The sequence below is a fragment of the Erwinia tasmaniensis Et1/99 genome, from assembly GCF_000026185.1.
In the GTDB taxonomy this organism is placed as follows: domain Bacteria; phylum Pseudomonadota; class Gammaproteobacteria; order Enterobacterales; family Enterobacteriaceae; genus Erwinia; species Erwinia tasmaniensis.
Genome location: NC_010694.1, coordinates 39,995 through 55,375 on the forward strand (window position 1 = coordinate 39,995; position 15,381 = coordinate 55,375).

The 15,381-nt window shown below is 53.7% G+C and carries 12 protein-coding genes; 8 read left to right on the top strand and 4 right to left on the bottom strand.

All coding sequences use genetic code 11. The features are described from left to right. The first annotated feature begins 204 nt into the window (after positions 1-204). Complete coding sequence (gene polA / locus ETA_RS01110; RefSeq protein WP_012439804.1) at positions 205-2,994, top strand: DNA polymerase I; 2,790 nt, start codon at positions 205-207, stop codon at positions 2,992-2,994. A 286-nt stretch (positions 2,995-3,280) separates the two neighbouring features. After that, positions 3,281-3,328, top strand: coding sequence for a hypothetical protein (locus tag ETA_RS20730; protein WP_456236299.1), 48 nt, complete (start codon positions 3,281-3,283; stop codon positions 3,326-3,328). A gap of 150 nt (positions 3,329-3,478) precedes the next feature. Here ETA_RS20730 and yihA read toward each other — a convergent pair whose 3' ends face one another. Further along, on the bottom strand, positions 3,479-4,108 hold the full coding sequence (gene yihA / locus ETA_RS01115) for a ribosome biogenesis GTP-binding protein YihA/YsxC (RefSeq protein ID WP_042958506.1): 630 nt from the start codon (positions 4,106-4,108) through the stop codon (positions 3,479-3,481). Between the two features lie 557 nt (positions 4,109-4,665). On the opposite strand from yihA, the gene yihI reads away from it, so the two are divergent. Continuing rightward, positions 4,666-5,208 (top strand): Der GTPase-activating protein YihI, encoded by a 543-nt coding sequence (gene yihI / locus ETA_RS01120; RefSeq protein ID WP_012439806.1) that lies wholly within the window; start codon positions 4,666-4,668, stop codon positions 5,206-5,208. 243 nt (positions 5,209-5,451) lie between these two features. Next, the gene (hemN, locus tag ETA_RS01125; RefSeq protein WP_012439807.1) at positions 5,452-6,825 is read left to right on the top strand and encodes an oxygen-independent coproporphyrinogen III oxidase; all 1,374 of its coding nucleotides are present in this window, start codon (positions 5,452-5,454) and stop codon (positions 6,823-6,825) included. A gap of 58 nt (positions 6,826-6,883) precedes the next feature. Here the strand turns inward: hemN and glnG are convergent, their stop codons facing one another. The 3 genes from glnG to glnA form a co-directional block, all read right to left on the bottom strand. Further along, positions 6,884-8,293, bottom strand: coding sequence for a nitrogen regulation protein NR(I) (glnG, locus tag ETA_RS01130; RefSeq protein ID WP_012439808.1), 1,410 nt, complete (start codon positions 8,291-8,293; stop codon positions 6,884-6,886). Between the two features lie 7 nt (positions 8,294-8,300). Next, the gene (gene glnL / locus ETA_RS01135; RefSeq protein WP_012439809.1) at positions 8,301-9,350 is read right to left on the bottom strand and encodes a nitrogen regulation protein NR(II); all 1,050 of its coding nucleotides are present in this window, start codon (positions 9,348-9,350) and stop codon (positions 8,301-8,303) included. A gap of 195 nt (positions 9,351-9,545) precedes the next feature. Further along, positions 9,546-10,955 (bottom strand): glutamate--ammonia ligase, encoded by a 1,410-nt coding sequence (gene glnA, locus ETA_RS01140; protein WP_012439810.1) that lies wholly within the window; start codon positions 10,953-10,955, stop codon positions 9,546-9,548. A 436-nt stretch (positions 10,956-11,391) separates the two neighbouring features. On the opposite strand from glnA, the gene typA reads away from it, so the two are divergent. The 4 genes from typA (at position 11,392) to dtd (ending at position 15,379) form a co-directional block, all read left to right on the top strand. Further along, positions 11,392-13,215 (top strand): ribosome-dependent GTPase TypA, encoded by a 1,824-nt coding sequence (gene typA / locus ETA_RS01145; protein ID WP_012439811.1) that lies wholly within the window; start codon positions 11,392-11,394, stop codon positions 13,213-13,215. Between the two features lie 250 nt (positions 13,216-13,465). Further along, a complete protein-coding gene (yihX, locus tag ETA_RS01150) occupies positions 13,466-14,071 on the top strand; it encodes a glucose-1-phosphatase (protein WP_012439812.1) in 606 nt (201 codons plus the stop codon). 1 nt (position 14,072) lies between these two features. Continuing rightward, positions 14,073-14,945 (top strand): virulence factor BrkB family protein, encoded by an 873-nt coding sequence (locus ETA_RS01155; RefSeq protein ID WP_012439813.1) that lies wholly within the window; start codon positions 14,073-14,075, stop codon positions 14,943-14,945. Next, entirely contained in the window at positions 14,942-15,379 is a 438-nt protein-coding gene (gene dtd / locus ETA_RS01160; protein WP_012439814.1) for a D-aminoacyl-tRNA deacylase, read from the top strand. The genes ETA_RS01155 and dtd overlap by 4 nt, the downstream gene beginning before the upstream one ends. The last annotated feature ends 2 nt before the right edge of the window (positions 15,380-15,381 follow it).

Below are 15,381 nucleotides of genomic sequence, written 5' to 3' on the forward strand. Positions count from 1 at the left end.
ATTAATAATAACAGCAACCCCGAATAATCCTTTCGGGAAAATATGTTAAAGAATTTACGCACAAACTTATCCACAGGGTTTTCTTGCGAATTAGCGCGCAAACTCACAACTGTCTGCGATTTATTCGTCGTTGTGATTTCATCTTTTAGGGTGAGCTGTGGCATCCTTAACCCCAATCAAAATCAAAGAAGAACGTGACGACCTATGGCTCAAATTGCAGAAAACCCGCTGATTCTGGTAGACGGCTCCTCCTACCTGTACCGTGCTTATCATGCGTTCCCCCCGCTGACGAATAGCGCGGGTGAGCCCACCGGTGCAATGTACGGCGTATTAAATATGCTGCGCAGTCTGCTACTGCAATATAAGCCGAGTCATGTCGCCGTGGTTTTTGATGCTAAGGGTAAAACGTTCCGCGACGAACTGTTCGAGGAGTATAAATCCCACCGTCCGCCAATGCCTGACGAGCTGCGCGCGCAGATTGAGCCATTGCATAAGATGGTTAAAGCGATGGGGCTGCCGTTGTTGGCCATCTCTGGGGTTGAAGCTGACGATGTGATCGGCACGCTGGCGCTGGAGGCCGAGAAAGCAGGGCAGGCGGTACTGATCAGCACCGGTGATAAAGATATGGCTCAGCTGGTCACCCCTGATATCACGCTGATTAACACCATGAACAATGCGATCCTCGGCCCGGATGAGGTCGTTGAGAAATACGGCATCCCGCCGTCCTTGATGATTGATTTCCTCGCGCTAATGGGCGACTCCTCCGACAATATCCCGGGCGTTGCAGGCGTGGGTGAGAAAACGGCGCAGGCGCTGCTACAGGGACTGGGCGGCGTAAAGGACATCTACGCTAATCTGGATAAAGTTGCGACGTTGACGTTCCGGGGTGCCAAAACGATGGCCGCGAAGCTGGAGAAAAATAAAGAGATGGCGCTGCTCTCTTACCAGCTGGCGACGATTAAAACTGACGTTGAGCTGGAGCTGACAAGCGACCAGCTGACGGTGAAGGAACCGGCGGTAGAAGAGTTGCTGGCGTTATTTAAGCATTACGAATTCAAGCGCTGGATCACCGATCTTGAGGAAGGGAAATGGTTGCAGGGGAATAAAGGCAACCCGTCTATGAAAAAAGTCGCGGCGGTACAGGATGAACCGGCAGCGGTGGAAGCGGCCAGCGTGCTGTCCTCCGACGGCTACGTCACTATTCTGGATGAAGAAACCTTTGCCAGCTGGCTGAATAAATTGCAGAACAGTGAGCTGTTTGCTTTCGATCTGGAAACGGATTCACTGGATACGCTCAGCGCCAATATTATCGGGCTGTCTTTTGCCACCGCGCCGGGCGTGGCTGCCTATCTGCCGGTCGCGCATGACTATCTCGATGCCCCTGCCCAGTTAGACCGCAACGACGTTCTGGCGCGCCTCAAGCCGCTACTGGAAAATCCGCAGGCGCTCAAGGTTGGGCAGAACCTTAAATTTGATCGCGGCGTGCTCAAGAGTTATGACATCGAGCTGCAGGGTATTCGCTTTGATACCATGCTGGAATCCTACGCTCTGAACAGCGTGATCGGCCGCCACGATATGGATACGCTGGCGTTGCGCTGGTTAAATCATAAGACCGTCACTTTCGAAGAGATCGCCGGGAAAGGCAAAAAACAGCTGACCTTCAACCAGATTGCCCTGGAGCAGGCAGGCCATTATGCTGCGGAAGATGCGGACGTGACGCTGCAGCTGCATTTGAAAATGTGGCCAGCGCTGGAAAAAGAGCAGGGTCCGAAAAACGTCTTCGAGCAGCTGGAGATGCCGCTGGTGCCGGTCATGTCGCGGATAGAGCGCAACGGGGTACTGATCGACCAGGGCATTCTGGCTACGCACTCACAGGAGCTGGGCAGCCGCCTGGCGGAACTGGAGCAGAAAGCGCATGAGTTAGCCGGTGAGCCGTTTAACCTGTCGTCACCAAAGCAGCTGCAAACCATTCTTTTTGAAAAGCAGGGTATCAAGCCCACCAAAAAAACGCCGGGCGGCGCGCCTTCTACCAGTGAAGAAGTGCTGGCTGAACTGGCGCTGGACTACCCGTTACCTAAGGTGATCCTGGAACATCGTGGCCTCTCAAAACTAAAATCGACTTATACCGACAAGCTGCCGCTGATGATTAATCCGCATAGCGGACGGGTACATACCTCTTATCACCAGACGGTAACCGCAACCGGGCGTCTCTCTTCCAGCGATCCGAACCTGCAAAATATCCCGGTGCGCAACGATGAAGGTCGTCGCATCCGTCAGGCCTTTATTGCACCACCGGGTTACCGTATCGTGGCGGCTGACTACTCGCAGATAGAGCTGCGCATTATGGCGCATCTGTCACAGGACAAAGGGCTGCTGTCGGCCTTTGCCAGCGAACAGGATATTCACCGCGCAACGGCGGCAGAAGTCTTTGGCGTCTCGCTGGATAAGGTCAGTGGTGAGCAGCGCCGCAGCGCTAAGGCAATCAACTTTGGTCTGATTTACGGTATGAGTTCCTTCGGTTTGTCGCGCCAGCTAAATATTGGTGCAGGAGAAGCGAAGAAATATATGGACCTCTACTTCGAGCGCTATCCGGGGGTTCTGCAGTATATGGAAAGCACTCGCGAACTGGCGGCAGAGAAAGGCTATGTCTCAACGCTGGATGGTCGTCGCCTGTATCTGCCGGATATTAACGCCAGTAATGCCATTCGCCGCAAGGCGGCAGAGCGAGCGGCAATTAATGCCCCGATGCAGGGTACGGCTGCCGATATTATCAAGCGTGCGATGATTGCCGTCGACGGTTGGCTGGAACAGCAAACTTCCCCTGACGTTAAAATGATTATGCAGGTACACGATGAATTGGTGTTTGAAGTCCGGGCAGACGCGGTAGAAGCGGCTTCCGCGCAGATCCGCGCGCTGATGGAAGGCAGCATGGCGTTGGACGTGCCGTTACGCGTAGATATTGGCGTGGGCGATAACTGGGACCAGGCCCACTAGCCTCGCTAAGTGGTTATGCACCGGATCGGTTTCGGCTAATAAGATCCGGTGATGGCCTGTCCGGTAATCATGCTGGATTAATAAAGCTGGTGGCTTAACCTCTTTATTTAAGGCGAGTCCACCTCTTTATTACGACGCACACTTTTAATCTTAAATCCATCGGGTTGATTGTATTATGTGATTCAGGTTGGATTAAATATGCCATATTCTGAGAATTAACGAAAAAAAAACCTTTTGAGCCCCCTGAAAATCATGTAGAGTTTGGCTTGTAGGGTACAGAGGTAAGATGTTCTATCTTTCAAACCTTTTACTTAACGTAATCGGATTTGGCTGAATATTTTAGCCGCCCCAGTCATTACGACTGGGGCGTTTTTTTGTCCGTCGCTTGAATCTCTGTCATGCCGACAGCGTCCAATCATATCAATCCTTTACTGATATCACTTCCGGGCCGTTTAAGCGCTGGCCACATGATCGCCAATCACCGTCAGGTCGGATTTTCGTCGGTTGATGGGGGAAGATCGCGATACCAGCTGTCCAGCTTCTGGCTCAGTTTGTCGACACCGATTTTCTTCAACGAAGAAAACAGCTCAACCTCTACCGTCCCCAGGAAAGTTTTCGCCTCTTCCCTTACTGCATTCAGCTGCGCCTTGCGCGCGCCGGAGGCCAGCTTATCGGCTTTGGTCAACAGCACCAGCACTTCTCTTCCGCTCTGTACCGCCCATAGGATCATTTGCCTGTCGAGCTCTTTCAACGGGTGGCGAATGTCCATCAGCACCACCAGCCCTTTAAGGCAGTGACGGTCGTGGAGATATTCTGCCAGAGAACGCTGCCACTTCAGCTTCGTCTCCTCAGGAACTTCAGCATAGCCATAGCCCGGCAGGTCGACCAGACGATAGCCTTCAGCAACCTGAAACAGGTTAATCAGCTGCGTGCGTCCAGGCGTTTTACTGGTGCGTGCAAGGCTTTTTTGGTTAGTCAGCGTATTGAGCGCGCTGGATTTACCCGCGTTCGAACGCCCGGCAAAAGCCACCTCAATACCGGTATCGGCAGGCAGGTGGCGAATATCGGGGGCGCTGGTGACAAAATGAGTGAGGTGATAATTCCAGCCAGACAAGGTAGATACTCCAGATAAAAAGGGCAATTGGCTCGATTATACCCTTTATGGCCGCAAAGCGCCCGGTAAGACGGCAGCCAGCATCAAGCTTGTAGGATATTGGCTATTCGTGCTGCCAGCACTTTCTGTAATTTACATTAACGATCCTTTATATTTCATTTATTTTCATGTATTTAAAAAAATACATAAAAAAACAGAGCAAAAAAAACGGTAACCCCGTTGTGAGACTGACAGGTTGGTTTATATTTAAGCCCAGAAACAGGATATTTCACTTCAGGATGAAGCGCTCAGGGAGCATCAGGAAGATCGCGGGTAGGGTTGGATATGTGTACAGGGTACGCGACAGGGATTAAGGACGTTGCCAGGTAGGGCGAGTAACGGCTAAGGCGAAGGAAAACAGGGACGCTGAGTGCTAAAAGGATGCTGAAAGTGTAAGTCCTTCTGCGGAAGGAGCGAAAAAAGGCGACAGGATGACCTGCCGCCTTTTTTCTTGCTCTGCTTTCTGCTAGATTCCGCCGCAATTGTATACTGAATATAAAAGCCAGAGAGCAGACACTATGAAGCAACCTGCACGCACGTCCCAAGTTAAGAAACCGGCAGCACGCGTGAAGCGCAAAACGCGTGAAGAGATTAATCAGGAAGCACGCGATCGCAAACGCGAAAAAAAGCACAGCGGCCATGCCTCAGGCAGTCGGGCTAACCCGGCCACGGTGAGCCAGAAGGGCGATAAGAGTCAGTCCGTCAAAGATCCGCGCATCGGCAGTAAGAAAGCGATTGCGCTGGGTACGGACGCGCCCGTCCGTCAACCCGCTAATCCGGTTAAGGCCGCTAAGCCAGCCGTTGAGAAAAAACCGCGTCTGACGCCGGAAGAAGAGCTGGCAAAGCTGGAAAATGATGAACGTCTGGATGCCTTACTCGACCGCCTGGAAAATGGCGAGGCTCTCTCTGCTGAAGATCAGGCCTGGCTGGATCAGTCGCTGGATCGCATCGATGTGCTGATGGAGCAGCTGGGCATTGCGTTGGACGATGATGCCGAAGACGAAAAAGCGGAAGAAGATATGTATCGGCTGCTGAAAGGCAGTCACCGAACGCCAGAATAATCCCATTGTTTTCTGCCGTTATTGAGGCGGCGTATTTGCGCGCTGCCTTATCTTTCTGTGGTATCTGAAAATGATTTGGCCTGGATCAATTATTGCGCTAATTCTGCTGTTCTGGCTGGTAGGGTTGTTGGTTAAACTACAGCGGCTATCGCGGCTGAAAACCCAGCTGCGTGGCCGGATCGTCAGCCGGCAGCTTACCGTTATGCGACGATCTGCACCACGACGCAGATAAGGTCAGCGAGCATGCAGATTCAGGCGACAGAGTGGGATCTCCCACTTATCCAGAAATACAATATCTCCGGCCCACGTTACACTTCGTATCCGTCCGCGCTGGAATTCCATCAGGATTATGACGAGCAGGCTTTTTTACGGGCCGCTAAACGTTATCCCGAACGCCCGCTATCACTCTATCTGCATATCCCCTTCTGCCATCGTTTGTGCTATTTCTGCGGTTGTAATAAGCAGGTAACGCGTCACCAGCACAAGGCCGATGACTACCTTGCCGCACTGATGCAGGAGGTTGCGGCCCGCGCCCGGTTATTTCAACGGCGTACCGTAAACCAAATACACTGGGGCGGCGGCACGCCCACTTTTCTCAATAAGGGGCAAATCAGTCGGCTGATGGCCAGTCTGCGTCAGCATTTTCGCATAAGTGATACCGCCGAGATCTCGATAGAGGTTGATCCGCGAGAAATAGAGCTGGATGTGCTGGACCACCTGCGTGCTGAGGGATTTAACCGCCTGAGTATGGGCGTGCAGGATTTTAATAAGCAGGTGCAGGAAAAGGTGAACCGTGTGCAGGACGAAGAGGGGATCTTCGCTCTGATCGCTCGCGCACGTCAGCTGGGATTTGTTTCTACGAATATCGATCTGATTTATGGCTTGCCGACACAAACGCCGGAAAGTTTTGCGTTTACTTTGCAGAAAGTGGCGGAGCTGGCTCCTGACCGGCTTAGCGTCTTTAATTATGCCCATATGCCCGCGCTGTTCCCCGCCCAGCGCAAAATTCGTGAAGCAGAACTACCTGACGTGCAGCAGAAACTGACTATTTTACAGCAGACTATTGCTGCCCTGACGGCCCAGGGTTATCAGTTTATCGGTATGGATCACTTTGCCCGCCACGATGACGAACTGGCGGTCGCGCAGCGTGCGGGTGAACTGCATCGCAACTTTCAGGGATATACCACCCAGGGGCATTGCGATCTGCTGGGGATGGGCGTATCAGCGATAAGTATGCTGGGCGACAGCTATGCGCAGAATCACAAAGAACTTAAGGATTATTATGCACAAATACGCGGTGGCGATACGGCGCTGTGGCGCGGTTTACAGCTAACCGAAGATGACCGCCTGCGTGGTGACGTGATTAAGCGCCTGATATGCCAATTTTCTTTGTCATTCGAAAGCATTGAAGCGCGTTGGGGGATCCACTTCCGGGACTACTTTGCGCAGGATTTGGCCCTGCTTCAGCCGCTTATAGCCGACGGGCTGGTGGAATGCCACGATAATGCGCTTGTCGTCACCGCTAAGGGACGATTGCTTATCCGTAATGTCTGCATGTGTTTCGATAGCTACCTGCGTCAGAAAGCCTCAGGCGCACGATTTTCAAGGGTCATTTAAATAAACAGGCGGCATCGGTCGGGATTGCCGTGCCGCCTGTTCATCGTGCAAAAGGGAACTACTCCATTCCCAGCTCTTTTAATTTGCGCGTCAGGGTATTACGTCCCCAGCCCAGCAGCCGTGCCGCTTCCTGCTTATGGCCCTGAGTATGACGCAGCGCGGTGGTGAGCAGCGTACGCTCCATTTCCGGCTGCGCTTCAGACAGCAGGTTTTGATGACCGGAACGCAACGCGCGATCGGCCCACTGCGCCAATAGCGTGGCCCAGCTGTCCGGTAGAGACTGCCCCGGACTTTCGGGCGTTGCGGTTTCGAACAGCTCCGGCGGCAGATCCTGGATCAGCACTTCCTGACCGGCAGCCATCACCGTTAGCCAGCGACAGGTGTTTTCCAGCTGACGTACGTTGCCGGACCAGTGCAGGCGCGTCAGGGCGTTTTCGGTCTCCGGATGCAGAATTTTGGCTTCTACCCCCAGCTCACGCGCGGCAACCTGTAGGAAATACCGTGCCAGTCGCGGAATATCTTCCCGGCGTTCGCGCAGCGGCGGCAGATGCACGCGGATCACGTTCAGGCGGTGGAATAAATCCTCGCGGAATTTCCCCTCCTGCACGCGTAGCTCCAGATTCTGATGGGTCGCAGCGATAATACGCACATCCACTTTTACCGGAGCATAGCCGCCTACCCGATAGAACTGCCCGTCGGCCAAAACGCGCAGCAGACGGGTCTGAACGTCCAGCGGCATATCGCCAATTTCATCGAGGAACAGCGTTCCGCCGTCGGCCTGTTCAAAACGGCCCTGGCGGATCTGATTTGCCCCGGTAAACGCCCCTTTTTCGTGACCAAACAGCTCTGACTCGATCAAATCCTTCGGGATGGCGGCCATATTTAGCGCGATAAAGGGCGCTTTGGCTCGCGGACTGTGACGATGCAGGGCATGGGCAACCAGCTCTTTACCGGTGCCGGATTCGCCATTGATCAGCACGCTAATGGAAGATCGTGACAGTCTTCCGATAATGCGGAACACATCCTGCATCGCCGGGGCTTCCCCGATGATATCGGTTGTTGGGCCGCTCACGGGTTGGTTACGCGGCTGCTGCTGCTCCTGATAGTGGCTGATGGCTCTTTCCACCAGTGCCACCGCTTCATCAATATCAAAGGGTTTTGGCAGATAATCAAAAGCACCCTGTTGATAAGCGCTGACCGCCGCGTCGAGGTCGGAATGCGCGGTCATGATAATCACCGGCAGCATGGGGTGGCGTTGTTTGATCTGTTTCAGCAGCGCCAGCCCATCCATGCCGGGCATGCGAATATCTGACAGTAATACGTCCGGGGTCTTTGTCGTCAGGGCTTCCAGCACCTCGTTCGCGCTCTCAAACGTCACGCACTGTAAACCGGCTCCAGTGAGCGCTCGTTCAAGCACCCAGCGGATGGAGCTATCGTCATCGACGATCCAAACTATCCCTCGTTGCATAGAAACCTCACTGGCGAATAGGCAAATAAACCGAAAATTCCGTGTGTCCGGGCCAACTGTTGAACTCTATTTTTCCCGAGTGCTGATCGATCAGGCTGCGGGCAATGGACAGCCCTAATCCCGTTCCCCCTTCGCGACCGCTCACCATTGGATAGAACAACGTATCCTGTAACTGCGCCGGAATGCCGGGGCCGTCATCTTCAATATCGATGCGCGCCACCAGACGATAGCGCGTGCCGTGCAGCGTCAGCTGGAACGCAGTACGGGTGCGTAACGTGATGGTGCCGCCTTGTTCACCTAACGCCTGTAGCGCATTACGTACGATGTTCAGCAGGACCTGTTCGATTTGATCCGGGTCATGAGGAAGTTCCGGCAGACTGGGATCATAATCACGGATCAGTGACACATTACCGGGTAGCTCCATCGAAACCAGGTTCACCACGCGTTCGGCAACCTGATGAATACTTTGAGTAATATGCATTCCCGGCTGCTGCGGTCCCAGCAGACGGTCGACCAGATTACGCAGTCGGTCTGCCTGTTCAATGATGACTTTGGTATATTCGGTCAGGGCCGGATCGGGCAGCGCCTTGGCTAACAGCTGCGCCGCGCCGCGTAGCCCGCCCAGCGGGTTCTTAATTTCATGCGCCAGACCGCGCACTAAGTCACGGGCCGCCACCTGCTGCGCATGCTGCAACTGTTCCTGGCTCAACCGACGCTGATTATCCATCGGTGCCATTTCCAGCAAAATCAATCCTTCGGGTAGACGTTGGGCGGTGAGCGACATGATATGCGCGCGACTGTCGACCACCAGAGTCACTTCGCTGTCGGTAAAGCCCTGTCCGGCGTCCAGACTTTCGAGCATCACCTCAATATTCAGAGAAAAATAGCCCATCAGTTCCGGCAGTGGCGTACCAAACAACTTGCGGGAACTCTGCGCCAGCAACTGTTGTGCGGCGGGGTTGGCGTAATGCACCACCAAATCACCGTCGACCAACAGAATACTGTTGATCAGAGAGTTGAGAATCTGCCCAGCATCGGGCAGCGTGCCAGTTGCCATACAGCATTCTCCTGAGTCATTCTTGTGCACCAACTTAGTGCATTATAGCCATATCACCTGAAAATCGTCCTGTTGAACGATAAATTCGCGGAGAAAAAAGCCCATCCGAAGATGGGCTGAAAGTTTCCACGGCAACAAATATCCGACGTACCTCATTCCACAGTTGCGAGATGACATATCGCCGGATAACAAAAATTAAACGCTGTAGTACAGTTCGAACTCAACCGGGTGTGGCGTCATGCGCACGCGCTCCATCTCCGCTTTACGCAGCTCAATATAAGCTTCGATAGCGTCGTCGGTGAATACGCCACCGCGCGTCAGGAACTCGCGGTCTTCGTTCAGAGCGGCCAGGGCTTCGTCCAGAGAGCCCGCAACTTTCGGGATCTCCGCTTCTTCTTCCGGCGGCAGGTCGTACAGGTTTTTATCCATCGCATCGCCAGGATGGATCTTGTTGATGATGCCGTCCAGGCCAGCCATCAGCAGCGCAGCGAAGCACAGGTACGGGTTTGCCGCCGGGTCAGGGAAGCGCGCCTCAATACGACGTGCTTTCGGACTGGCAACCACCGGGATACGGATAGAAGCAGAACGGTTACGCGCAGAGTAAGCCAGCATGACCGGCGCTTCGTAGCCCGGCACCAGGCGCTTGTAAGAGTTAGTGGTCGGGTTGGCCAGCGCATTGATGGCTTTGGCGTGTTTGATAACACCACCGATGTAGAACAGGGCCATTTCAGACAGGCCGCCGTATTTGTCGCCGGCAAACAGGTTAGTACCGCCTTTAGACAGAGACATATGGCAGTGCATACCGGAGCCGTTATCACCGAACATCGGCTTAGGCATAAAGGTTGCGGTTTTGCCGTAGGCATGAGCAACGTTGTGAACGACGTATTTGTAGATCTGAATTTCGTCAGCTTTTTTGGTCATGGTGTTGAAGCGGGTTGCCACTTCATTTTGACCCGCAGTGGCCACTTCGTGGTGGTGAGCTTCAACTACCAGGCCCATCTGTTCCATCGTCAGACACATAGCAGAACGGATGTCCTGTGATGAGTCGACCGGAGGAACCGGGAAGTAACCGCCTTTCAGGCCCGGACGGTGGCCTTTGTTACCGCCTTCATATTCTTTACCCGTGTTCCAGCAGGCTTCGATATCATCGATAGCAACGTGGGAGCCGGAAGTGCTGCTGCCGAAACGGATATCATCGAACAGGAAGAACTCCGGCTCGGGTCCAAACAGCACGGTGTCAGCGATGCCGGAAGAACGCAGGAAATCTTCAGCGCGTTTGGCGATGGAGCGTGGGTCACGGTCGTAGCCCTGCATGGTGCCCGGCTCAAGGATGTCACAACGAATGATCAGAGTGGTGTCTTCGAAGAAGGGATCGAGGACGGCGGTCGTGGCATCCGGCATCAGAACCATGTCGGATTCGTTAATACCTTTCCAGCCACCAATTGAGGAGCCGTCAAACATCTTGCCTTCTTCGAAGAAGTCAGCGTTAACCTGGTGAGCGGGGATAGTCACGTGCTGCTCTTTACCTTTGGTATCGGTAAAACGCAGGTCAACAAATTTGACTTCGTGCTCGTTCATCATCGACAGAACGTGTTCAGCTGACATACTTAACTCTCCTGGATTTTGTCATTGTCGTCGTGGTGAGAGAACTTTCACGGTGCGCTTTGCATTTCGCCGCGCTAATTCCGATAATAAAGATCTCTGACAAGCTCACAACCGGGTGGAAAATGGCATTTTTCGCTTGATAGAGTATTTGCGAAATCTATGCCAACTTTTTTTATTTTACGCAAAAGGCGCTATGATGCGCCCTCTCGTCAAACGGGGAATGCACCACGATGGAAGTCGCGCACCATCATGGTGCTATTGAGTGGGAAGTGGTCACCATTTTGGTGCAATACATCGTCACAGTGCAATCTTTGCACTGAAAATGGGTCCAAAAAACATCCGGACAGTTATCTTTCTACGAAATCTGTGAACTTGTTCAGTCCTTCGATTAATCCGTGTACAATAGCGCGCTATTTCTAATGCCTGAGGCAAAGCTGTGATCGAAAATTTGCGTAACATCGCCATTATTGCCCACGTTGACCATGGTAAAACTACCCTGGTTGATAAGTTGCTGCAGCAGTCCGGGACCTTTGATGCCCGCACCGAAGCAACCGAACGCGTAATGGACTCCAACGATTTGGAGAAAGAGCGTGGGATTACCATCCTCGCAAAAAACACCGCCATTAAATGGAATGACTATCGCATCAACATCGTTGATACCCCAGGACACGCCGACTTCGGCGGTGAGGTAGAGCGTGTGATGTCAATGGTCGACTCGGTGCTGCTGGTTGTGGATGCAATGGATGGTCCGATGCCGCAAACCCGTTTCGTGACCAAAAAAGCGTTTGCTAATGGTCTGAAGCCGATCGTGGTCATTAACAAAGTTGACCGTCCGGGCGCGCGTCCTGACTGGGTTGTAGACCAGGTATTTGACCTGTTCGTTAACCTGGACGCCACCGACGAGCAGCTCGACTTCCCTGTGATCTACGCCTCTGCCCTGAACGGCATCGCCGGTCTGGACCACAGCGATATGGCGGAAGACATGACTCCGCTGTATGAAGCGATCGTCAAACATGTGTCGCCACCACAGGTTGAGATGGAAGCACCTTTCCAAATGCAGATTTCTCAGCTGGATTACAACAACTACGTGGGTGTTATCGGTATCGGCCGCATCAAGCGCGGTAAAGTGAAGCCTAACCAGCAGATCACTATCGTCGACAGCGAAGGCAAAACCCGTAACGGTAAAGTCGGTAAAGTTCTGACCCACCTGGGCCTGGAGCGTATCGAAGCGACCGAAGCGGAAGCCGGCGATATCATCGCAATTACCGGTCTGGGCGAACTGAACATCTCTGACACCATCTGCGATCCGCAGAACGTGGAAGCGCTGCCGGCACTGAGCGTTGATGAACCTACCGTAACCATGTACTTCAACGTCAACACCTCTCCGTTCTGCGGTAAAGAAGGTAAGTTTGTGACCTCGCGTCAGATCCTGGACCGTCTGAACAAAGAGCTGGTGCACAACGTGGCGCTGCGCGTTGAAGAAACCGAAGACTCCGATGCGTTCCGCGTATCTGGTCGTGGTGAACTTCACCTGTCGGTTCTGATTGAAAACATGCGTCGTGAAGGCTTCGAACTCGCCGTTTCACGTCCTAAGGTTATCAACCGTAAAATCGATGGCCGCATGCAGGAGCCATTCGAGAACGTGACGCTGGACATCGAAGAGCAGCACCAGGGTTCCGTGATGCAGGCAATGGGCGAGCGTAAGGGTGATGTGAAAGACATGATCCCAGACGGCAAAGGCCGTATTCGTCTTGACTACCTGATCCCGGCGCGTGGCCTGATTGGCTTCCGTACCGAGTTCATGACCATGACGTCTGGTACCGGTCTGCTGTACTCCACGTTCAGCCACTATGACGACGTGCGCGCGGGTGAAATCGGCCAGCGCCAGAACGGCGTACTGATCTCTAACGGCCAGGGTAAAGCGGTTGCTTTCGCCCTGTTCAGCCTGCAGGATCGCGGTAAGCTGTTCCTCGGCCACGGTGCGGAAGTGTATGAAGGCCAGATTATCGGTATTCACTCACGTTCTAACGACCTGACGGTCAACTGCCTGACCGGTAAAAAGCTGACCAACATGCGTGCTTCCGGTACTGACGAAGCCACCACGCTGGTTCCGGCCATCAAAATGTCTCTGGAGCAGGCTCTGGAATTCATCGATGATGACGAACTGGTTGAAGTGACGCCACAGTCGGTGCGTATTCGTAAACGTCACCTGACGGAAAACGATCGTAAGCGCGCCAGCCGCGGTCCTAAAGAAGCTTAACCCGGCCGTACCCATCGCTTTCAGGGCGGGCAAGGCGACACCCCCCGTTAGCTGACATCGGTCAGTTAGCGGGGTGATGATTGACCGCCAGCTTTTCTCTCTCCCGATCGACGAAGGGTAAACCGCGTGAAATTCAGGGTTGGAACCTCTCCAACCCTGCAACCGCCCTACAGTTTTCAATCCTCCCACCTGTTCAGCCTCCCGTTTTATCGTTAGAGTGAATCACTTAGCGCAACACAAGGGGATGACCATGCTGTATATCTTTGATTTGGGTAATGTCATTGTTGATATTGATTTCAACCGAGTGCTGGGCGTCTGGAGCGATCTGAGCCGCGTGCCGTTAGCCACTCTGCAAAGCCGTTTCCAGATGGGTGAGAGCTTCTTCCAGCACGAACGTGGTGAGATCAGCGATGAAAAATTTGCTCAGGAAATATGTCACGAGCTGGAGCTGCCGCTAAGCTACGAGCAGTTTGCTGCCGGCTGGCAGGCGGTCTTTGTCGGCGTGCGCCCTGAAGTTATCGCCATTATGCACCGGCTGCGTGAGCAGGGTGATCGGGTGGTTATCCTCTCTAATACCAATAATCTGCACTGCCAGTTCTGGCCAGAGCACTACCCGGAAGTACAGGCCGCGGCGGATAAAACCTATCTATCGCAGGAAATGGGCCTACGAAAGCCCGACCCGCATATTTACCAGCGTTTGCTTAATCTGGAAGAGATGTCGGCGGCGGAGGCGATTTTCTTTGACGATAATCGCGAAAATATCGAGGCGGCGCGCGCGCTGGGGATACACAGCCTGCATATTACTGATGCTGACGTGATCCCGGCATTTTTCGCCGATCGTATAGCTGGCGGCTAAGATGCGCTTTCTAAAACACCTTTGGCATCGGCTGCGTGCATTTTGGGCGTGGATGAAGCTGTTATGGCAACGCATTGACGAAGATGCGATGACCGTGCTGGCCGGACACCTTGCCTATGTTTCGCTGCTGTCACTTGTGCCGCTGATTGCGGTTATCTTTGCGCTTTTCTCCGCCTTCCCGATGTTCTCGGACGTTAGCGTACAGTTAAAGAACTTTGTCTTTAACAACTTTGTTCCGGCGGCCGGTGATACGGTGCAGAACTACCTGGAACAATTTGTTGCCAACGTCAGTAAAATGACGGCGGTAGGCGTGGGAGGACTGGTGGTGACCGCGCTGCTGCTGATGTATTCGATAGACTCGGCGCTGAATACCATCTGGCGTAGCAAGGTCAAGCGATCGCTGGTGTACTCTCTGGCGGTGTATTGGATGATCCTGACGCTGGGGCCGCTGCTGGCGGGCGCCAGCCTGGCCATTAGCTCCTACCTGCTATCGCTGCACTGGGCAACGATCAGCGGCGTCAGTGGGCTGGTGGATATGACACTGCGTATCTTCCCGCTGTTACTTTCCTGTCTCTCCTTCTGGCTATTGTACAGTCTGGTGCCTACCACGCCGGTGGCGGGGCGCGATGCGCTGGTAGGAGCCGTGGTCGGCGGCGTATTGTTTGAGCTGGGGAAAAAGGGGTTTGCGCTGTATATCACCATGTTTCCTTCCTACCAGCTGATTTACGGCGTGCTGGCGGTAGTACCCATTCTTTTTTTATGGGTTTACTGGACCTGGTGTATTGTATTACTGGGAGCGGAGATTACCGCTACGCTGGCCGACTATCGTCGGCTGAAGCAAGAAGAACAAGAAAGAGAAAATGAGGGTTCATGATTGCTTTAATACAACGGGCGCAGCAGGCCAGCGTGTCGGTCGCGGGTGAGACCACCGGCGAAATAGGCCCAGGGCTGCTGATTTTGCTGGGTGTGGAAAAAGGGGATACCCCTGAAAGTGCGAGCAAACTCGCGGATAAAGTGCTCGGCTATCGTATTTTTGGCGACGAAAACGACAAAATGAATCTGAACGTGCAGCAGGCGGGCGGCAGCGTGCTGGTGGTATCGCAGTTCACGCTGGCTGCTGATACAAAAAAAGGCATGCGGCCAGGCTTCTCCGCCGGTGCCGCCCCGGCTGAGGCCGAAAAGCTGTACGACTATTTTGCCGCCTGCTGCCGGGAAAAAGGTGCAACGACTGAAACCGGCCGTTTCGCCGCGGACATGAAAGTGTCGCTGATCAATGATGGCCCCGTCACATTCTGGTTGCAGGTTTGAAA